This is a genomic window from Allosphingosinicella sp., assembly GCF_036402135.1.
In the GTDB taxonomy this organism is placed as follows: domain Bacteria; phylum Pseudomonadota; class Alphaproteobacteria; order Sphingomonadales; family Sphingomonadaceae; genus Allosphingosinicella.
The window spans coordinates 84,556-102,130 of the sequence record NZ_DASWTN010000029.1 but is presented as its reverse complement, the minus strand read 5'-3'; the positions used below and the strand labels follow the sequence as shown (position 1 = coordinate 102,130).

Annotated in this window: 21 protein-coding genes; 4 read left to right on the top strand and 17 right to left on the bottom strand. The window is 65.2% G+C overall.

Going from position 1 to position 17,575, the window contains the following annotated elements:
* Nucleotides 1-21: 21 nt before the first annotated feature.
* The gene (locus VGD10_RS08650; RefSeq protein WP_331040412.1) at nt 22-579 is read left to right on the top strand and encodes a DUF2585 domain-containing protein; all 558 of its coding nucleotides are present in this window, start codon (nt 22-24) and stop codon (nt 577-579) included.
* On the opposite strand, the gene egtD is transcribed toward VGD10_RS08650, so the two are convergent.
* Genes egtD through gluQRS form a run of 5 tightly spaced genes read right to left on the bottom strand, consistent with a single transcriptional unit; the run spans nt 576 to nt 4,483 of the window.
* On the bottom strand, nt 576-1,541 hold the full coding sequence (egtD, locus tag VGD10_RS08645; protein ID WP_331040411.1) for an L-histidine N(alpha)-methyltransferase: 966 nt from the start codon (nt 1,539-1,541) through the stop codon (nt 576-578). The two genes, VGD10_RS08650 and egtD, sit on opposite strands and share 4 nt — an antisense overlap.
* Complete coding sequence (gene egtB / locus VGD10_RS08640; RefSeq protein WP_331040410.1) at nt 1,541-2,788, bottom strand: ergothioneine biosynthesis protein EgtB; 1,248 nt, start codon at nt 2,786-2,788, stop codon at nt 1,541-1,543. The genes egtD and egtB overlap by 1 nt, the downstream gene beginning before the upstream one ends.
* Nucleotides 2,789-2,822: 34 nt before the next feature.
* Nucleotides 2,823-3,395, bottom strand: coding sequence for a cob(I)yrinic acid a,c-diamide adenosyltransferase (locus tag VGD10_RS08635; RefSeq protein WP_331040426.1), 573 nt, complete (start codon nt 3,393-3,395; stop codon nt 2,823-2,825).
* Between the two features lie 2 nt (nt 3,396-3,397).
* On the bottom strand, nt 3,398-3,613 hold the full coding sequence (locus VGD10_RS08630; RefSeq protein ID WP_331040409.1) for an HIG1 domain-containing protein: 216 nt from the start codon (nt 3,611-3,613) through the stop codon (nt 3,398-3,400).
* The gene (gluQRS, locus tag VGD10_RS08625) at nt 3,614-4,483 is read right to left on the bottom strand and encodes a tRNA glutamyl-Q(34) synthetase GluQRS (protein ID WP_331040408.1); all 870 of its coding nucleotides are present in this window, start codon (nt 4,481-4,483) and stop codon (nt 3,614-3,616) included. It lies immediately after the preceding gene.
* A 258-nt stretch (nt 4,484-4,741) separates the two neighbouring features.
* On the opposite strand from gluQRS, the gene VGD10_RS08620 reads away from it, so the two are divergent.
* The gene (locus VGD10_RS08620) at nt 4,742-5,308 is read left to right on the top strand and encodes an HNH endonuclease (RefSeq protein ID WP_331040407.1); all 567 of its coding nucleotides are present in this window, start codon (nt 4,742-4,744) and stop codon (nt 5,306-5,308) included.
* Here VGD10_RS08620 and VGD10_RS08615 read toward each other — a convergent pair.
* Genes VGD10_RS08615 through argH form a run of 6 tightly spaced genes read right to left on the bottom strand, consistent with a single transcriptional unit; the run spans nt 5,305 to nt 10,304 of the window.
* The gene (locus VGD10_RS08615) at nt 5,305-5,586 is read right to left on the bottom strand and encodes an HNH endonuclease (protein ID WP_331040406.1); all 282 of its coding nucleotides are present in this window, start codon (nt 5,584-5,586) and stop codon (nt 5,305-5,307) included. The genes VGD10_RS08620 and VGD10_RS08615 overlap by 4 nt on opposite strands.
* Complete coding sequence (locus VGD10_RS08610) at nt 5,586-6,542, bottom strand: CorA family divalent cation transporter (protein ID WP_331040405.1); 957 nt, start codon at nt 6,540-6,542, stop codon at nt 5,586-5,588. Before VGD10_RS08610 ends, VGD10_RS08615 begins: the two co-directional genes overlap by 1 nt.
* A 4-nt stretch (nt 6,543-6,546) precedes the next feature.
* Nucleotides 6,547-7,407, bottom strand: coding sequence for a UTP--glucose-1-phosphate uridylyltransferase GalU (gene galU, locus VGD10_RS08605; protein WP_331040404.1), 861 nt, complete (start codon nt 7,405-7,407; stop codon nt 6,547-6,549).
* 16 nt (nt 7,408-7,423) lie between these two features.
* Nucleotides 7,424-8,698, bottom strand: a complete 1,275-nt coding sequence (gene lysA, locus VGD10_RS08600; RefSeq protein ID WP_331040425.1) for a diaminopimelate decarboxylase — start codon at nt 8,696-8,698, stop codon at nt 7,424-7,426.
* Nucleotides 8,698-8,934 carry a hypothetical protein gene (locus VGD10_RS08595; protein ID WP_331040403.1) on the bottom strand — a complete coding sequence of 79 codons (237 nt, stop codon included), beginning with the start codon at nt 8,932-8,934 and terminating at the stop codon, nt 8,698-8,700. Before VGD10_RS08595 ends, lysA begins: the two co-directional genes overlap by 1 nt.
* Complete coding sequence (argH, locus tag VGD10_RS08590) at nt 8,934-10,304, bottom strand: argininosuccinate lyase (protein WP_331040402.1); 1,371 nt, start codon at nt 10,302-10,304, stop codon at nt 8,934-8,936. The genes VGD10_RS08595 and argH overlap by 1 nt, the downstream gene beginning before the upstream one ends.
* 19 nt (nt 10,305-10,323) lie before the next feature.
* Between argH and VGD10_RS08585 the strand changes: the two genes are divergently transcribed.
* Nucleotides 10,324-10,881 carry a TlpA disulfide reductase family protein gene (locus tag VGD10_RS08585; protein ID WP_331040401.1) on the top strand — a complete coding sequence of 186 codons (558 nt, stop codon included), beginning with the start codon at nt 10,324-10,326 and terminating at the stop codon, nt 10,879-10,881.
* Here VGD10_RS08585 and VGD10_RS08580 read toward each other — a convergent pair.
* From VGD10_RS08580 to VGD10_RS08570, 3 genes are all read right to left on the bottom strand, one after another.
* Nucleotides 10,856-11,761: a DMT family transporter gene (locus VGD10_RS08580; protein WP_331040400.1), complete on the bottom strand. Its 906-nt coding sequence runs from the start codon at nt 11,759-11,761 to the stop codon at nt 10,856-10,858. The two genes, VGD10_RS08585 and VGD10_RS08580, sit on opposite strands and share 26 nt — an antisense overlap.
* Nucleotides 11,762-11,834: 73 nt before the next feature.
* Entirely contained in the window at nt 11,835-12,662 is an 828-nt protein-coding gene (dapD, locus tag VGD10_RS08575) for a 2,3,4,5-tetrahydropyridine-2,6-dicarboxylate N-succinyltransferase (RefSeq protein ID WP_331040399.1), read from the bottom strand.
* Nucleotides 12,659-13,327, bottom strand: a complete 669-nt coding sequence (locus tag VGD10_RS08570) for a pyrimidine 5'-nucleotidase (RefSeq protein ID WP_331040398.1) — start codon at nt 13,325-13,327, stop codon at nt 12,659-12,661. Before VGD10_RS08570 ends, dapD begins: the two co-directional genes overlap by 4 nt.
* 102 nt (nt 13,328-13,429) lie before the next feature.
* Here VGD10_RS08570 and VGD10_RS08565 point away from each other — a divergent pair, with 102 nt between their 5' ends.
* Nucleotides 13,430-15,715, top strand: coding sequence for a S8 family peptidase (locus VGD10_RS08565; protein WP_331040397.1), 2,286 nt, complete (start codon nt 13,430-13,432; stop codon nt 15,713-15,715).
* 17 nt (nt 15,716-15,732) lie between these two features.
* Here the strand turns inward: VGD10_RS08565 and VGD10_RS08560 are convergent, their stop codons facing one another.
* The 3 genes from VGD10_RS08560 to infC form a co-directional block, all read right to left on the bottom strand.
* Nucleotides 15,733-16,323, bottom strand: a complete 591-nt coding sequence (locus VGD10_RS08560) for a hypothetical protein (RefSeq protein WP_331040396.1) — start codon at nt 16,321-16,323, stop codon at nt 15,733-15,735.
* Nucleotides 16,324-16,459: 136 nt separating this feature from the next.
* Nucleotides 16,460-16,729 carry an usg protein gene (locus VGD10_RS08555; protein ID WP_331040395.1) on the bottom strand — a complete coding sequence of 90 codons (270 nt, stop codon included), beginning with the start codon at nt 16,727-16,729 and terminating at the stop codon, nt 16,460-16,462.
* Between the two features lie 238 nt (nt 16,730-16,967).
* A complete protein-coding gene (gene infC, locus VGD10_RS08550; RefSeq protein ID WP_331040394.1) occupies nt 16,968-17,480 on the bottom strand; it encodes a translation initiation factor IF-3 in 513 nt (170 codons plus the stop codon).
* Nucleotides 17,481-17,575: the final 95 nt, after the last annotated feature.

The window sequence follows — 17,575 nt, the reverse complement described above, 5'->3', positions numbered from 1 at the left end:
CGCAGCTGTTACCGTGGCGAAATGAAGATTGAACGGCGCCACTGGCTGATCGCGCTGGGCCTAGCCGCCGTGATGGCGCTCATCCTGCTCTGCATGGGCCGGCCGCCCATCTGCACCTGCGGCACGGCAAAGCTGTGGGTCAGCACCGTCCAGGGGCCGGACAACAGTCAGCATATCGCCGACTGGTACACGCCGAGCCACATCATCCACGGCTTCCTCTTCTACCTGCTCGGCTGGCTGTTCCTGCGCCGGAACCCTATCGGCGAGCGCTACATTGCCGCCGTCGCGATCGAGGCGGGATGGGAGCTGCTGGAGAACAACCAGTACATCATCGACCGCTACCGTGAGGCGACGTTCGCTTTCGGCTACAACGGCGACAGCGTCCTCAACAGCCTCGCCGATCTCGGCTGGATGAGCCTCGGCTTCTTCCTCGCGCGGCGGCTTCCCGTCTGGGCGACGGTCGCGATCGCCATCTTCTTCGAGCTGCTGACGCTTTGGACGATCCGCGACAACCTCACCTTGAACGTCCTAATGCTGGTGGCGCCGGTGGATGCTGTGCGGGAGTGGCAGTCGCTTTAGGGAGCGAAGCGCGGCGCTTCCGCCTGCGCGAGGATGAGGGCGAACTGGTCGTCGGGGTCCGTCCATTCCGTCGCGACGCCCCAGCCGGCCGCGCGGAGCAGCAGCCGGGAGTCGCGAAGGCCGTATTTATGGCTGTTCTCGGTGTGGATGGTCTCGCCTGCCTTGAAGGCGAAACTCTGCCCCTCGACGCTGAACTCCACGTCGCGAAGCGCCTCCAGGTGCATCTCGATCCGGCTCATCCGGTCGTTCCAGATAGCATGGTGGCGGAAGGCATCGACCGGGATGGTGCCCCGAAGCTCCCGATTGATGCGGTGGAGGAGGTTGAGGTTGAACTCCGCAGTCACCCCCGCCGCATCGTCATAAGCGCGGATCAGCACTTCTTCGTCCTTGATCCTGTCCATGCCGATGAGAAGGAAGGCGCCGACCCCGAGCGTGTCCTTCATGGCCCGGAGAAGGTCGACGGCGGTGCGGGCAACCATGTTGCCGATCGTCGAGCCGGGAAAGAAGCCGAGCTTCGGCAGCTTCGCCACCGCCTGCGGCAGATCGATCGGCTTCATGAAGTCGGCTTCGACAGGATGGATCGGGAGCAGCGGCATGCGCTCCTTCAGCGCCGCGGCGGAATCGCGAAGGAAGTCGCCGGAAATGTCGATCGGCACATAGGCTGCGGGATGCACCGCCTCGAGCAGGATCGGCGTCTTCGTGGAGGAGCCGGAGCCGAACTCGATCACGGCGGCGCCGCGCCCGGCCATCTCGGCGACGCTGCGACTGTAGCGGTGGAGCAGCGCTGTCTCGACGCGGGTTGGATAATATTCTGGAAGCTCGGTAATCGCCTCGAACAGCTCCGAGCCGCGCCGGTCGTAGAGCCAGCGCGCGGGTATTGCAGGAATGGGCGCGGCAAGCCCGGCAAGTACATCCGCACGAAAGGCGGGATCGGCTTCGATGATGGAAACAGGCGCGTCCATCAGAGATCCTTGGCGAGCCGGAGCCCTGAGAACATCCAGCGCTGATGCGGGTAGAAGAAGTTGCGGTAACTCGCCCGGCTATGCCCGCGCGGCGTCGCGCAGCTTGCGCCCTTCAGAACCATCTGCCCCGACATGAACTTGCCGTTATATTCGCCGACCGCGCCTTCGGCGGCGCGGAAGCCGGGATGGGGCAGATAGGCGCTCATCGTCCATTGCCACACATCCCCGAACAGACTGTCCCCGCCGATGGGCCGAACCGCGCCCGCGCTATCCAGCTGGTTGCCGCCGCAAGGATCGACGGAAGCGGCAGCAACCTCCCACTCCGCCTCGGTCGGGAGGCGCGCCCCGGCCCACCGCGCGAAGGCGTCGGCTTCGTAATAGCTGATGTGGCAGACAGGCTCGGCAAGGCTGACGGGCGTGACGCCGTCGAGGCCGAAACGCTGCCAGCCCTCCTCATCGCGCATCCAGTAAAGCGGCGCCTCCACGCCATTTTCCCGCACCCATGCCCAGGCGTCAGACAGCCAGAGATCGGCGCGCGTATAGCCGCCATCCCCGATGAACTCGATCCACTCGCCATTCGCCACAAGGCGCTCGGCAAGCGCATGCGGGCGGAGCAGCACCTCGTGGCGCGGCCCCTCGCAATCGAAGGCAAAGCCGCGCCCGTCATGGCCGATTCCGTGCACGTCGGTTTTGCCGGGGATCCAATTAACGGCACCGGGCAGCGGCGTCGGCTGGCGCGGTGGGCTTTTCCAGGTGGCAGGAAGCAGCGGGTTCGCCGCAAAGGTCGCGAGCATGTCCATCAGCATCAATTCCTGATGCTGCTGCTCGTGATTGAGGCCGAGCTCCACCAGATCGAGTACGTGGAGAGGCAGGTCCGGCACCGCGGCGAGAAGCGCCTTGTCTACGGCAGCGCGATAGGCCTTCACCTCGTCCAGCGACGGGCGGCTCAGCATGCCTCGGCGCGGGCGCGCATGCCGTTCGCCCTCCGCCTCATAATAGCTGTTGAAGAGGAAGGCCCAGCGCTCGGCGAATAGTTCGTAGCCGGGTACATGATCGCGCAGCACGAATGTTTCGAAGAACCAGGTTGTATGGGCGAGATGCCATTTTGCGGGGGAGGCGTCCGGCATCGGCTGGATCGTGGCGTCCGCGTCCGACAGGGGCGCCGCAATCGCAAGGCTGAGAGCGCGCACGGCTTCGAACCGCGCCGCGAGCGGGGCGCCTGCCGAGGCTTCGGCCTGTGTCGCCATCGCTTCCCTCCTGACGGAGCAAGGATAACCTAAGTTACCGGCTTCGTGTAGCGCCCGGTTGCCAGAGAATGTCGCCGCGCGCTTTAGCCACATAGCGTGCCGTCACGAACAGGTGATCTGAAAGGCGGTTGAGGTAGGTGAGTGCAAGCGGATTAAGCTGCACTTCGCGCGACGCTGCAACTGCCACCCGCTCCGCCCGCCGCACGATGGTGCGGGCGAGGTGAAGATGCGCCGCGCCCGCTTCGCCTCCGGGAAGGATGAAGCTTCGGAGCGGCTCCAGCGCCTCGTTCATCTCGTCGATCTCGCTCTCCAGCCGCTCGATTTGCTCGGGCGCGATGCGGAGCGTCATTTCGGACTGCGCGAAATCCTCGCCCGGCGTTGCAAGGTCGGCGCCGAGGTCGAACAATTCGTTCTGGATGCGCGAAAGCATCTGCCGCGCGCGTTCGTCCATGACGTGGAGGAGCGCGACGCCGATGGCGCTGTTCGCTTCATCGACATCGCCGATCGCCGCCATGCGCGCATCGGCCGTCGAGACGCGGGAGCCGTCGACGAGACCGGTCTCGCCGGAATCGCCGGTGCGAGTATAGATTTTAGTGAGCTTGACCAGCGTCAGGCCCCGTTGCCGCTCGCAAGCAGCAGGAGCAGCACGACGAAGATGATGGCGAGCGCCTGGAACATCACGCGCTTCCGCATCAGGTCCTGGCTACGCATGCCGGTGACGTCCTTGCCCTGCGCCATTCCGATCACGCCCTTCACGAGCACGAAGAGCGTGGCGGCGGCGGAAAGGACGATGAGGATGATGAGGATCGTCTGCATGGGCTCCATTTAGGCGCCTACCGCCGAATATCCAGCAGGCAATCGCCCGGCGAGCAAGTGGGCAGCAAGTTTCTCTGGATCCGCGCCCTGCTGCCGAAGCTCGGCAAGGGTGGGAGCACCATGCCTCTTGGCGAGCCTCTGCCCGTCTGGGCCGAGCAGCAGCGGGTGATGATGGTAGTGCGGCGTCGACAGCCCGAGCAGATGCTGGAGCAGGCGATGGACGTCGGTCGCGGCATAAAGGTCCCGGCCGCGGACGATGTCGGTGACGCCCTGCGCCGCATCGTCGATGGTGACCGCGAGATGATAGCTGACCGGCGCGTCCTTCCGCGCAAGCACCACGTCGCCGAACCGCTCCGGCTCCGCCTGCACCTCGGTATCCTCATCCTCCCAATAGAGCGGTCCCGCTTCCGCTGCCGCGCGCGCGATGTCGAGCCGCCAGGCATGCGCCTCCCTCGCGATCCTTGCCTCGCGCTCCTCGGCGGAAAGGCCGCGGCAGGTGCCGGGATAGAGGGGCCCGTCCGGGCCATGCGGCGCGGCGGCGCTGGCTGCGACTTCGGCAGCGATTTCGGAGCGCGTGCAGAAGCAGGGGTAGACGAGCCCGTCCGCCTTCAGTTCCTCAAGGGCAGCCGCATAGGTTTCCAGCCGCTCCGACTGGTAGACGATCTCCTCGTCGAAGCTGAGGCCGAGCCATTCCAGATCCTCGAAGATGCCGTCGATATGCTCCGGTCGCGCACGTGTCGGGTCGATATCCTCGATCCGGAGCAAAAAGATGCCGTCATGCTCCCGCGCGAAGCGGTGGGCGAGAAGCGCCGAATAGGCATGGCCGAGATGCAACCGCCCCGTCGGGCTCGGCGCGAAGCGGGTGACTTTGTCCTTCATGGTCCCGGCACTTCCAATTCGGTGTGGCCGGATTGCCGCGCCCTCTGTCCAATGACTGTCAGGGGCATCGAGGATAACACCGGCACTTGACCACGAGTCGCTACATGTGGTGTCATGCCCTCGTCACGCTTCCCTGCCAAAGCGTGGCGAACAGGAGAGAAGGCTCGTCTCGCCCAATCTCCCCTTGTTCTGAGTGCGACAGGGCCGAAGGGGCGTTTCGGGAGGTCTCTCCACGACGCGGGAGGCCTTTGCCGGTTCATGTACCATCCTGACCTCATCCGACATCCCGATAGCTGTCCCGCTCTCGTGCTGAACGCCGATTATACGCCGCTCAGCTACTATCCGCTCAGTCTCTGGCCATGGCAGACCGCGGTCAAGGCAGTGTTCCTGGAACGCGTCGACATCGTCTCCAATTATGCGCGCGAAGTGCACAGCCCGACGCGGACGATGCAGATCCCCAGCGTGATCGCGCTCCGCCAATATGTGAAGCCGTCCGAATATCCGGCCTTTACCCGGTTCAACCTCTTCCTTCGCGACCGCTTCGTCTGCCAATATTGCGGCGATCCGCGCGAGCTGACCTTCGACCACGTGATCCCGCGCGCCCAGGGCGGACGTACGACTTGGGAGAATGTCGCGACCGCCTGCGCCCCCTGCAATCTCCGGAAGGGCGGCCGTACGCCGGCGGAAGCACACATGAACCTCAACCGCCGCCCGATCCGCCCGACCAGCTGGCAGCTTCAGGAACATGGCCGCAGCTTCCCGCCAAACTACCTCCACGACAGCTGGCGCGACTATCTCTACTGGGACATCGAGCTGGATGCCTAAGCTTTCCGCCGCCGCGTTGGCGCGTGGAAGTCGGGTTCCTTGCTGCTTACCCAATCGACGAACTTGGCGAGTTCCGGATGCGCGCGGAGGGCTTCGGCTGAGGCGCAGTCGCGTTCGAGCTGTTTATTGGTGAGCGTGGCGTGGATGGTCTTGTGGCAGATGGGGTGGACGGGCGCGGTTTCGCGGCCGCCTCGGCTCTTGGGCACGATGTGGTGCCATTGCACCTTCTGCCCCAGCGGGCGGTCGCAGAGGAAGCAGGTCGGCGCTTCGTCCGGCACTAGCGCCTGAGCCAGTGCCTTAGCAGGAACCAGCCGAGCACCACAGCGCCGACGACAACGCAGAAGCCGACTACGCCCCAAAAAGCCCAGGGCTCCTGCGCATAGGGTATGCCTTCGACGTTCATACCGAGGAGACCGGTGATGAAGGTCAGCGGCAGGAAGATGAAGGCAACGATCGACAGTAGAAGCGCGCGGGAATCGAGCTGCTCGGCGCGCATGTCGGTGATCTGTTCGTGGAGGAGAGCCGCACGCTCGCGCACCGCTTCCAGTTCCTCGGTCATGCGGGCGAAGCGGTCGGCGGCCTCACGGATGTGGACACGGTCGTCGTCCTGCAGCCAGCCGACGCGAAGGTCGGCGAGGGTCAGAAGCGCGTCGCGGTCCGGCGCGACGAAGCGGCGATAGGCGATGGCTTCGGAGCGGATGCCGGCGATGGTGGCGCGAAGCTTGTAGACTTGCCGCGGCTCTAGGTCGCTTTCGGCATCGTCCAATTGGTCGCCGAGTGCGGCGACTTCGGGATCGAGCTGCTTCGAAATCGCGCGGGCGAAGAAGGCGACGAGATCGCCAGGATCATGGATCGCGCCCGCCTCCATCTGCCGGAGGACGATCTCGGTTGCGGCGAGCGGCCGGCGGGTGACGCTGCTGACCTTCCCTTGCCGCACCCACATGCGGATCGACACCAGGCGGTCGCTGTCATGCGTGTCCTCGACGCCGAGGCCGCGGAGGTTGACGAGCGCACCGTCCTCGATCTGGTCGCAGCGCGGACGCGTTTCGGTCGCCACAAGCGCGCTTGCTGCGACATCCGGAATACCATTGCCGCTCTTAAGGAGCGCAAGGTCGCTCTCGTCCGCCTGCTCGAAATGGACCCAGACGAAGCCTTTGCCGCGATAGGCTGCGGCTTCCTCTGCCGACACCCGCCGCGCCGGCCCGTCGCCCGCGACTATGGCGGTGCAGGCCATTTCCCTACCTGAGGTCCGCCACGAAGGCGCGGATCGCGGGCGCGACATCGTCACGCGCCATGGCAAGCGCGATATTGGCAATGACGAAGCCGGTCTTGTCGCCGCAATCGTGCCGGTCGCCCTCGAAGGTGAGGCCGTGGAAGGGCTGGGTGCCGATCAGCTTCGCCATCGCGTCGGTCAGCTGGATCTCGCCGCCAGCGCCTGTTTCCTTCTCGTCCAATACCTGCATCACCTCCGGCTGCAGGATGTAGCGGCCGACGACGGCGAGGTTCGACGGCGCGTCTTCCGGCTTCGGCTTTTCGACAAGGCCTTTGACTTCGGTGAGGCGGCCGTCGCTCGCGCCGGGCGTGATGACGCCGTAGCTTGCCGTCTTGTCCTTCGGCACTTCCTGAACGCAGATGATGTTGCCGCCGACCTTGTTGTACGCTTCGACCATCTGCGCGATGCAGCCGGGCTTTCCGACCATCAGATCGTCGGGGAGGAGGACGGCGAAAGGCTCGTCCCCGACAATGTCGCGGGCGCACCAGACGGCGTGGCCGAGGCCGAGCGGCTCCTGCTGGCGGACGGAGGCGATCGAACCCGGATTGGAACGCGTGGGCTGAAGCACGTCCAGCGACTTGCCGCGGCTCTTCATCGTCGTCTCAAGCTCGAACGCCACGTCGAAATAGTCTTCGAGGCCCACCTTGCCGCGGCCCGTGACGAAGATCATCTGCTCGATCCCAGCCTCACGCGCCTCGTCCACCACATATTGGATGAGGGGGCGGTCGACGATCGGCAGCAGCTCCTTGGCGAAGGCCTTGGTCGCGGGAAGGAAACGGGTGCCGAGACCGGCGACCGGAAAGACTGCCTTGCGGACGGGTTTCATTCTTGCTCCCTGTTTGTCAGTCGCTCGCAAGCCAAGGCGGCATGCGGTCGGCGCGGATCAGCGCCTCGATATCCTGCCTATCGCGTATCACCGCGAAACGGTTCCCGCGCACCATCACTTCGGCCGTCAAAGGCCGGCTGTTATAGGTGCTGGCCATGGTCGCGGCATAAGCGCCGGATGTCATGAAGGCGACGAGGTCCCCTTCCTCGACCCGGTCCACCTCCCGGCCCGTCGCGAAGGTGTCGCCGGTCTCGCAGACGGGGCCGACGACATTGGCGGTGACCCTGGCGCCGCGCGGCGCGACAGCGCGGATATCGTGCCAGGCGTCGTAGAGGCTGGGGCGCATCAGGTCGTTCATCCCGGCATCGACGATGACGAACGGATCGCCGCCTGCGCCGCCTTCCTTCACCCGAATGACGCGGGTGAGGAGGATGCCGGCATTGCCGACGATCACGCGGCCGGGCTCGAACACCAGCCGCACGTTCCAGTCCTTCGTCACCCGGGCGATCATCTCGCCATAGGCTTGCGGCGTCGGCGGCAGCGGCTTTGCCGGTTCGTATGGAACGCCAAGGCCGCCGCCGAGATCGGCGACCTGGATCTCGTGGCCCGCCTCCCGGAGTGCAGCGATCACGCCGCCTACCTTGGTGAAGGCCTGTTCGAGCGGGGCGAGACTGGTGAGCTGGCTGCCGATATGGACGGCAACGCCCTGCACCTTAAGGCCCGGCAGGGACGCAGCCCGCGCATAAGCGGCAAGCGCACGCACTTCCGGAATGCCGAACTTGTTCTCGGCGCGGCCGGTGGAAATCTTGGCATGGGTGCCGGCGTCCACGTCCGGATTGATGCGGAAGGCGATCGGCGCCAAGCAGCCGAGGCCGACCGCAACTTCCGACAGCATCTCCGCTTCGGATTCGGATTCAAGGTTGAACTGGTAGATGCCCCCGCGGCAGGCGAGCTCCATCTCGTCCCGCGTCTTGCCGACGCCGGAGAAGACGATCTTCGAAGCCGGGATGCCCGCAGCAAGCGCCCGCCGGAGCTCGCCTCCGGACACCACGTCCGCGCCAAGCCCCGCCTCGGCGAGGGTCTTCAGCACCGCGCCATTGGGATTGGCCTTAACCGCGAAGGCAATCAGCGGGTCGCCCAGACGCGCGAGGCCGGCGCGGAATGTCTCCGCCTGACCGATCATCGCGGCGCTGGAATAGACGTACACCGGCGTTCCCACCGCATCTGCGATCTCGGAGAGTGGAACATCCTCCGCGTGCATCGCGCCGCCGCGGAGTTCAAAATGCTTCATCATTCGGGCGGCGGCAGGTCGAAACGGTCGTCTTCGCGCGCTTCCGAACGCCGCAGGGGTTCGTCGACGCGCTCAGGCCGGACGATGGGCGGCAGCTCGAGCTGCTCTTCTGCAGTTTCCGCACGCGGCGCGGTTGCGGGCTTCGGCGGCGCAGGCTGGCCCGGCGCGCGCTCCAGCGGCTCCCGCGACCCGCAGGCGGCGAGCAGAAGCAGGGATGCGGCCACGATTATTCTCATCAGACTCCCAGCGCCTTCTTTGCTTCCTTGATCCGCGCCCGCACCTCCGCAGGGGCGGTCCCGCCGTGGCTCGTCCTGCTCCTTACCGAAGCATCGACGGAGAGAACATCGAAAACCGACTGGTCGATGCGCGGGTCGATGTCGCGCAGCGCCTCCAGCGGAAGCTCCCAAAGCGGCAGGCCGCGGTCCTCGGCCAGCTTCACGGCACGGCCGGTGATATGATGCGCCTCGCGGAACGGGACGTTCGCCGCGCGCACCAGCCAGTCGGCAAGGTCGGTGGCGGTGGAATGGCCCTGCTCGGCAGCGGCGCGCATCCGGTCCGTGTTGAACGTCGTCGTCTCCACCATCCCGGTCATCGCGGCGATAGACAGAGCCAGCAGGTCATGCGCCTCGAACACTGGCTGCTTATCGTCTTGCATGTCCTTCGAATAAGCGAGCGGCAGGCCCTTCATCGTCATAACCAGCGCCGTCATTGCGCCCGCGACGCGGCCGCTATGCCCGCGCACCAATTCGGCCGCGTCCGGGTTGCGCTTCTGCGGCATGATCGAGGAGCCGGTCGAATAAGCGTCGTGCAGAGCGATGAAGGAGAAAGGCTGGCTCGCCCAGATGATGAACTCCTCCGCCATGCGCGAAAGGTGGAGCGCGCACTGCGTCGCCGCCATCAGATAATCGAGCGCAAAGTCGCGGTCGGATACGCTGTCGAGCGAATTGGCCGTGGCCTTGTCGAAGCCGAGTGCAAGCGCCGCCGCCTCGCGATCGATCGGGAAACTTGTCCCTGCCAGCGCCGCAGCGCCAAGCGGAGATTCGTTCATCCGCTTCCGCGCATCTTCGAGGCGCGAGCGGTCGCGGCGGATCATCTCGTACCAGGCCATCAGATGATGACCCAGCGTCACCGGCTGCGCGACCTGAAGGTGCGTGAAGCCGGGCATGATGCTTTCGGCATGTTCCTCGGCGCGGGCGACCAGCGCCCGCTGAAGCGCCGCGAGTGCGTCCAGCGCATCGTCCATCGCCTCCCGCACCCAGAGCCGGAAGTCGGTCGCCACCTGATCATTCCGCGACCGGGCGGTATGGAGCCGCCCCGCCGCCGGGCCGATCAGCTCGGCGAGGCGGTGCTCGACATGCATATGGATGTCTTCAAGGCTCGCATTTTCTGGGACGCCGCTCGCCTCATATTCGTCGGCGACGCGGTCCAGACCTTCCTCGATGGCGTCGGCATCTTCCTGGGTGATGATCCCGCGCACCGCTAGCATCGCCGCATGCGCCTTTGAGGCTGCGATATCCTGCCGCCACAGCCGCTTGTCGAAGGCGATTGACGCATTTATCTCGCGCATCAGCGCCGAGGGACCCTCGGCAAACCGGCCGCCCCACATCTGATTGGCCCCTACGGAGATGTCCTTGCGGCTATTTATCGCCCTGCTCCTCGCGCTTCTGGCCAGCGGCTGCGATAGGCAAAAGCCCGCTGAGCCGCAAGGCGATGCGCCCGCCTCCGCGTCTCTGCCGGACAAGGGCAAGCTCGACCGGTCGAACGCCGGAAAGTCCGCGCCCGACACAGCCTTCCTGGATCCGGACGGTGAGCAGGTGTCGCTCGCGGACTTCCGCGGCAAGCCGCTGCTCCTCAACCTTTGGGCGACCTGGTGCGCGCCCTGCGTCGCCGAAATGCCGACGTTGGACGCGCTGGCGGGGAAGGGCGGCAACCTTCAGGTGCTTGCCGTCAGCGAAGATATCGAGGGGCAGGAACAGAAGGTCGCCACCTTTTTCGAGGAGCGAAAGCTCGCCAATCTGGAGGCCTTCCGCGATCCGGAACTCGGCCTGATGACCGGCCTCAACGCCAGCGTCCTCCCCACCACCATACTCTACGACAGCCAGGGCAAGGAAGTGTGGCGCATGGTCGGCGCCGCCGACTGGACCGGCGCCGAAACCGCTAAGCTGCTCGCCGAAGCCCGCTGAGCCGAACCAGCCGCCCATCAATGGCGGCGAGGCCGAGGCCGATCAGGGCCATGCCTATGAAATGACGCGTTTCCAGCACTTCGCCGAGCATGGCCGAGCCCAATAGGATCGCGGTGATCGGGATGAGGAAGGTGACGAGCAGGCTGTTCGTCGCGCCTGCGGACGCAATCAGCCGGAAAAAGAGGATGTAGGCGAAGGCGGTGCAGACGAGCGCCAGCGCCACGAGCGAGGCCCAGGCTTCGCCCGTCGGCGCCGTCGACTGCCATGGCTGCTCGAAGAGCAGCACGAGGGGCAGGGTTACGAGCGCTGCGGCGGTGAGCTGTCCGGTCGCAACCATCACCGGCGGCACACCCATGGCCTTGAACCGGCGCCCGAACACGCCGGCAAGCGCATAGCATAAGGTGGCGATCAGGCAGGCGATCTGCGCCCAGACCTCGGTGCCGATCTCGCGCAGGAAATCCGCGCCGATCATCACCGCTACGCCGCCGAAGCCGAGCAGCACGCCGGCAACCTTGGCCGGTGTCATCCGCTCGTCCTTCGTAAAGATATGCGCCACCACCACGCCCCAGATCGGCGTCGTCGCGTTGAGGATCGAGGCAAGCCCGCTCGCAATCTGCGTCTGTCCCCAGGCGAAGAGGATGAAGGGCAGTACGTTGTTGAGGAGGGCAAGGATCAAGAAGGCGGAGACTGCGCCATTTGGCAGGGCCAACGCCTGCCGCCGCGCCAGCAGGAACAACCAAAGCGCTAGCGCGGCGAGCGACACGCGGATCAGCACGAGCGTGATCGGCTTCACCGATCCGACGGCTACTTCGATGAAGAAGAACGACCCGCCCCAGATGATCGAAAGCAGGATGAGCGTCGCCCAGTCCCTGCCGCTCATGCGCTGATGTGCCTGCATGCGCCTCAATTAGCCGTGCGCGGTGGGTCGGGCACCCCGTATATTGCGCCCGAACTCAGTCGCGGAGCAGTTCGTTGATGCTGGTCTTGGACCGAGTCTGCGCGTCTACCCGCTTCACGATCACCGCGCAGGCGAGGGAGGGAGCGCCTTCCTTCTTCGCCGGCAGCGTTCCGGGGACCACCACAGAATAAGCGGGTACCCGGCCTATGAAGGTTTCGCCCGTTTCGCGATCAACGATCTTGGTGGAGGCGCCGATGAACACGCCCATCGACAGCACGGCGCCCTCCTCGACCACCACGCCCTCGGCGACCTCCGAACGCGCGCCGATGAAGCAATTGTCCTCAATGATGACCGGCCCCGCCTGAAGCGGCTCCAGCACACCGCCGATCCCCGCGCCGCCGGAGATATGGACGTTCCTGCCGATCTGCGCACAGCTTCCGACCGTCGCCCAGGTGTCGACCATCGCGCCTTCATCGACATAGGCACCGATATTGACGAAGCTCGGCATCAGCACTGCGTTCCTCCCGACGAATGCGCCGCGGCGGACGATGGCGCCGGGGACCGCACGGAAGTTAGCGGCGCCGAACTCGCCCTCGCCCCAGCCGCTGAACTTCAACGGCACCTTGTCCCACCAGCTTGCGCCGCCGGGTCCGCCGGAGATCGCCTCCATGGGGTTTAGGCGGAAGGAGAGCAGCACCGCCTTCTTGAGCCACTGATTAACGTGCCAGCCGTGCGCGCCCTTTTCCGCCACACGCGCTTCGCCGCGGTCGAGGAGGGCAATTGCTTCCTCTACCGCATCGCGCACCTCGCCACGCGTCGTGGCGCCGATGCCGTCCCGCTCTTCCCAGGCGCGGTCGATGGTCCGATCGAGCGCTTCCGTCATTCGTCCTCCAGAATGTCCTTCAGCCACGTGGCGATATCCTCCGCGCGATAATCGATAAAGCTGAGATCGTCGCCATGCCCCGCTTGCTCGGAGCCGTTGTCGATCCAGACGGTGGTCATGCCGAGCGCCTTCGCAGGCTTCAGGTTCCGGGCCATATCCTCGGCAAACAGCGCCGTTTTCGGATCAATGCCATGCCTTTCGCACATGGCCTCGTAGGCCGCCGGCTGCGGCTTCGGCACATAGTCCATCGCATGGATGTCGTGCATGCCGTCGAACGCATTGCCGAGCCCAAGCTTGTCAAGCACGCGGCGCGCATAACGCTCGTCGCCATTGGTGAAAACGAACTTCCGCCCGGGAAGCTTGTCGATGGCGGCGATCACGTCCGGATCGGCCGCGATGCGGGCAAGGTCGATGTCGTGAACGAAGTCGAGGAAATCGTGCGGATCGACGCCGCGGGTCCGCATCAGCCCGGCAAGCGTGGTGCCATGCTCGTGGAAGAAGCCCTTCTGTATCCGCCGCGCCTCCACTGCATCCACGTCCATAAGCTGCTGGATGTATTGACCCATGCGCTGGTCGATCAGTTCGAACAGATTGGCCGACGCCGGGTAGAGGCAGTTGTCGAGATCGAAGATCCAGCAGTCGACGTGGCGCAAAGCAGGAAGCATCGCTGCGCCCTAGCGGAAAAGCCCCTGTCAGCAAATTGAAAGCATGTTTCGGGTAAGAAGCGAGAATATTTTGACGACATATCAAATGGTTGAGGATCTGACATGGCCGGTGGAACGACGAAGAAGGCGCTGATCCTCTCGGTGTGCGTAACCGCACTCGCGCTTGCCGGGTGCGGCGGCGGCAGCGGCGCGAAGCCGCAGCCTGCGCCGCCGCCCCCGGCAGCGCCTCCGCCGCCACCGCCACCTCCGCCGCCGCCTCCGGCAACAGGGGCGAGCTACGACGACACCGAATATCGCCGTTCCGCGGGCGCGGCGCACAGCGCGATCTCGGCCTACACGGCCGGCGGCACCGGCCAGGGCGTGAAGATCGGCGTCGTCGACAGCGGCATCAATCCGAACCTCCCCGAATTCGCGGGCAAGATCGATCCAGCGAGCCGCGACATCGCCAGCAGCCGCGGCGTCGTCGACAATGAAGGCCATGGCACCGCCGTGTCCGCAGTCGCCGCCGCTTCCCGCAACGGCAGCGGCGTAATGGGCGTCGCGTTCAACTCGACCATCATTTCATTGAACACCTCCAATCCGAACGACTGCGACCCTGAGGACGGCTGCAAGCACAGCGATTCCGCCATCGCGCAGGCGATCGACATTGCGCGCGTGAACGGGGCCAAGGTCATCAATATTTCGCTCGGCGGTGACGGAGTCGGCTCGGCCGTTCTCGGTGCCGTTTCGCGCGCTACCAGTGTCGGCATTGTGATCGTGATGTCGGCGGGCAATGAAGGGCGGGAGGCGACCGGCGGCAATCCCGGCGGCTTTGCGCTGACGTCGGCGAAATATGGCAATGGTTCGCTCATCATCGCCGGCGCGCATGATGCCGCGCGGCAGATATCGGACTTCTCCAACCGCGCCGGAACTGGCCAGCAATATTATCTCACCGCGCTCGGCAGCCGGGTCGTCGCTCCGGACGAGAACGGCTCGCTTTACTACTGGAACGGCACGTCCTTCTCCGCTCCGGTTATCTCCGGTGCTGCCGCGCTTCTCGCGAGCGCCTTTCCGAACTTGAGCGGCCAGCAGATCGTCCAGATCCTCCTGTCGACCGCAGACGATGCGGGCGCGGCCGGGCGCGACGCGGTCTACGGCAACGGCATCCTCAACATCGCCCGCGCCTTCCAGCCGCAGGGCGCCACCACCGCTGCCGGAACCGGCACGCCCGTCTCGACGGGGGACAATGGCGGCGCTTCCGGAACCATGGGCGATGCCGGCGGGCAGATGGCGGGCGCCATCATCCTCGACGGCTATTCGCGCGCCTATGTTGTCGATCTGGCGCGCACGCTTTCCCGCGCACCGCAGGAGCGGCCGCTGGCGGATGCGATCGGCGGCACCGAATATCGCACCGCCTCGGCGGCGCTGAAGGGCACGTCCGTGTCGATCACGATGAAGCGGAACCAGGCGTCGGGTCAGGCCCAGCTTGAACTGGCCCAAGCGGGCCTCGGCTACGAAGACGGTCGCAAGGCCAAGGCTGTGGCGGGCTACGCGCTGTCGCGCCTGACGCCGAAGACGGCGATGGCTTTCGGTTTTTCGGAGAGCGGCCGCACGCTTCAGCAGCGCCTTTCCGGCCATCACGGCAACGCTTTCCTCGTGGTGCGCGATCCGATGACCCGAACCGGCTTCCAGGCCTATGCCGCGACCGCGCTGGGGGTAAGGCACGATCTCGGGCCGGTGGCGCTCACCGTCACCTCCGAACGAGGCGATGTCCGGAACCCCGGCCTTCAGACGAAGCTCGGCCTTCCAAACTATAGCATTGCCGCCATCACCGCGGATAAGACGATTGGCCGCGGCACCTACAGCCTCGGCGCTACGCGCCTTGACGAGGAAGCGACGGTGCTCGGAGGACGGTTCTCCTCGGCCTTCACAAACGGCGGCGCGACGAGCTTCTTCCTTGACGGTACGGCGAGCTACGATCTCGGTAAGGGCTGGGGCGCGTTCGCGAGCTATCGCCGCGGCTGGACCTCAGTGCCCGGCACCGGCGGCTTTGTCGACGACGGTAAGCTCCGGACCGACGCCTTCGCCTTCGACCTCTCGAAACTGGGCGCGTTTCGCGCCAACGACCGGCTCGTCTTCCGCGTCATGCAGCCGCTCCGCGTAACGAGCGGCGGCTTCAACATGAACGTGCCGGTGAGCTATGATTATGCGACCGGCGCTGCGGGGTTCGAGCAGCGCTTCTTCAATCTCGCGCCGACCGGCCGCGAGATCGATTACGAGCTCGCCTACGGCACGCGGGCATTGGGCGGCGACCTAAGCCTCAACGCCTTCCTCAGGACCCAGCCGGGGCACATCGCCGCGGCCGATAACGATATCGGCGGAGCGATCCGCTACACGCTCGGCTTCTGACTTGGTCAGGCGGTGCCTTAGATCGGCACCGCCTCTTCGCCTTCCGCGCCTTCGATCGGCTCTTCCGGGCCGCCCATGCCCTGTTCCGAGCTTCCGGCGGCGCCGGCCCATTTCTCACTCATGCAGGTGGCGAGCTGGGTCATCGCCTGCGTACCGCCCGTCAGCGAGACGCTGTCGATCGCCTGGCCTTCATGTCCGATGCTCATGCCGCTGGCGGACGAGAATTCCTTGATGAAATTTGCGCCGTCGGGGCGGCCGGGCCGCACCGCGAAGATGAGGCCGGGGCCGTCGCGGTCGAGATTCTGCTGGGCAAGCGCGGCGATCTGCCACTCGCCCTTGTCATCGAATTCCACTTCGATTGGATATTGCTGGCCGTCCGAAAGCTCCGCCAGCGCATGGTTCTGGACGATGAACAGCAACGCCTCCTCGCCCGGCATGGCGGAGATGGAAAGGACCGTACCCTGCCGGCCGGACGCGTGCACCATGCAGCCTTGCGAGCCGTTGGCGAGCGTCCAATTCTGAGGCGCGGACGGGGTGGTAGCGGGTTGAGCGACCGCGATCGCGGCAGGCGTCGCGGAGATCAGCAATGCAAGCAGGGGCTTCAACATAACTCGGCTCCTTACAGCCCACCGCCCATGCCCTCATGTTAACCGTTGAACCCCGCAGATTCCCTTTGGTTGCAGAGCGCGCCAACAATCCGCCGCATGGGAGATGCGACGGATTGCGGGAACAAATTGCGTCGATTCAGTTGATCGAGATCACACCGTCCACCGCACGCCATTCGGCGGGCCGGATGAGATGCTGGTGCGCGACCCTCACGGAATGAACAGCGGCCTCGATTTCCAGCCGCCAATGGTCGAGGAACTTGGCAAGCACCGGAAAGGCGGGCGCCACGTCATATTCCTGCCAGATGAAGAGTTGGATGAGGCTCGGATGATCGGGCATGTAATAGCTGATTTCGGCCGTGGTGAGGCCGTAGCCCTCGAGCTGGATGAGAAAGTCCCGGCTGCTCATGAGGCCGCCTCCGCCGGGAATGCTGAAAGAGATGAAACAAGGTCAAGCGTGCGTGCCGCCTTCACCAACCTTTCCTCCTTCCTGTCGCTCCTTTGCCTATGCCGGAGACAAGTCTCCGCCGCCGATGCTATCAAAATGCTGAACGGCTTCCAGACATTTCGACGCGCCGGGGCAGAGTAAATTCAGGAGAGGAAATGCTGTTCCCGCCGGGTCCGGAGGCAGTCGGCGATGCGCACCCTTATTTGGGCGCCAGCACCATCAGCATCTGGCGGCCTTCCATGCGCGGATGCTGCTCGACCTTGGCGGCCTCGTTCGTGTCCTCCTGTACGCGCTGGAGGAGCTGCATGCCGAGCTGGCCGTGGGCGAGCTCGCGGCCGCGAAAGCGGAGGGTGATCTTCACCTTGTCGCCCTCGCCTAGGAATTTCTGAACCGCCCGCATCTTCACGTCATAATCGTGATCGTCGATGTTCGGACGCATCTTGATCTCCTTGATCTCCTGCGTCTTCTGGTTCTTGCGGGCAAGGTTCGCCTTCTTCTGCGCCTCGTACTTGAACTTGCCGATGTCGAGGAACTTGGCGACGGGCGGGTCGGCGTTGGGAGAGATTTCGACGAGGTCCAGGCCCACTTCGGCGGCCTGCTCAATGGCTTCAGCGGTCAGGAGAACCCCCAGATTTTCGCCATTCTCATCGATCACGCGCACCTTCGGCGCGGAGATGAATTCATTGTAGCGGGGGCCATTCATTGGCGGCATCTGCGGACGCCGGGTCAGAGGGGGACGTATAGCTGTTTCTCCTAAAGCCGAAATATCAGCGCCTCACCTAGTGAGTCGCGCACGCAAAGGGAAGA

Excerpts from the sequence above, each read along its gene's own strand:
- VGD10_RS08650 (WP_331040412.1), top strand. The coding sequence starts at position 22 with ATGAAGATTGAACGGCGCCACTGGCTGATCGCGCTGGGCCTAGCCGCC.
- egtD (WP_331040411.1), bottom strand. The coding sequence starts at position 1,541 with ATGGACGCGCCTGTTTCCATCATCGAAGCCGATCCCGCCTTTCGTGCG.
- egtB (WP_331040410.1), bottom strand. The coding sequence starts at position 2,788 with ATGGCGACACAGGCCGAAGCCTCGGCAGGCGCCCCGCTCGCGGCGCGG.
- VGD10_RS08630 (WP_331040409.1), bottom strand. The coding sequence starts at position 3,613 with ATGGAGCCCATGCAGACGATCCTCATCATCCTCATCGTCCTTTCCGCC.
- gluQRS (WP_331040408.1), bottom strand. The coding sequence starts at position 4,483 with ATGAAGGACAAAGTCACCCGCTTCGCGCCGAGCCCGACGGGGCGGTTG.
- VGD10_RS08620 (WP_331040407.1), top strand. The coding sequence starts at position 4,742 with ATGTACCATCCTGACCTCATCCGACATCCCGATAGCTGTCCCGCTCTC.
- VGD10_RS08610 (WP_331040405.1), bottom strand. The coding sequence starts at position 6,542 with ATGGCCTGCACCGCCATAGTCGCGGGCGACGGGCCGGCGCGGCGGGTG.
- galU (WP_331040404.1), bottom strand. The coding sequence starts at position 7,407 with ATGAAACCCGTCCGCAAGGCAGTCTTTCCGGTCGCCGGTCTCGGCACC.
- lysA (WP_331040425.1), bottom strand. The coding sequence starts at position 8,698 with ATGAAGCATTTTGAACTCCGCGGCGGCGCGATGCACGCGGAGGATGTT.
- VGD10_RS08595 (WP_331040403.1), bottom strand. The coding sequence starts at position 8,934 with ATGAGAATAATCGTGGCCGCATCCCTGCTTCTGCTCGCCGCCTGCGGG.
- argH (WP_331040402.1), bottom strand. The coding sequence starts at position 10,304 with ATGTGGGGCGGCCGGTTTGCCGAGGGTCCCTCGGCGCTGATGCGCGAG.
- VGD10_RS08585 (WP_331040401.1), top strand. The coding sequence starts at position 10,324 with ATGTCCTTGCGGCTATTTATCGCCCTGCTCCTCGCGCTTCTGGCCAGC.
- VGD10_RS08580 (WP_331040400.1), bottom strand. The coding sequence starts at position 11,761 with ATGAGCGGCAGGGACTGGGCGACGCTCATCCTGCTTTCGATCATCTGG.
- dapD (WP_331040399.1), bottom strand. The coding sequence starts at position 12,662 with ATGACGGAAGCGCTCGATCGGACCATCGACCGCGCCTGGGAAGAGCGG.
- VGD10_RS08570 (WP_331040398.1), bottom strand. The coding sequence starts at position 13,327 with ATGCTTCCTGCTTTGCGCCACGTCGACTGCTGGATCTTCGATCTCGAC.
- VGD10_RS08565 (WP_331040397.1), top strand. The coding sequence starts at position 13,430 with ATGGCCGGTGGAACGACGAAGAAGGCGCTGATCCTCTCGGTGTGCGTA.
- VGD10_RS08560 (WP_331040396.1), bottom strand. The coding sequence starts at position 16,323 with ATGTTGAAGCCCCTGCTTGCATTGCTGATCTCCGCGACGCCTGCCGCG.
- VGD10_RS08555 (WP_331040395.1), bottom strand. The coding sequence starts at position 16,729 with ATGAGCAGCCGGGACTTTCTCATCCAGCTCGAGGGCTACGGCCTCACC.
- infC (WP_331040394.1), bottom strand. The coding sequence starts at position 17,480 with ATGCCGCCAATGAATGGCCCCCGCTACAATGAATTCATCTCCGCGCCG.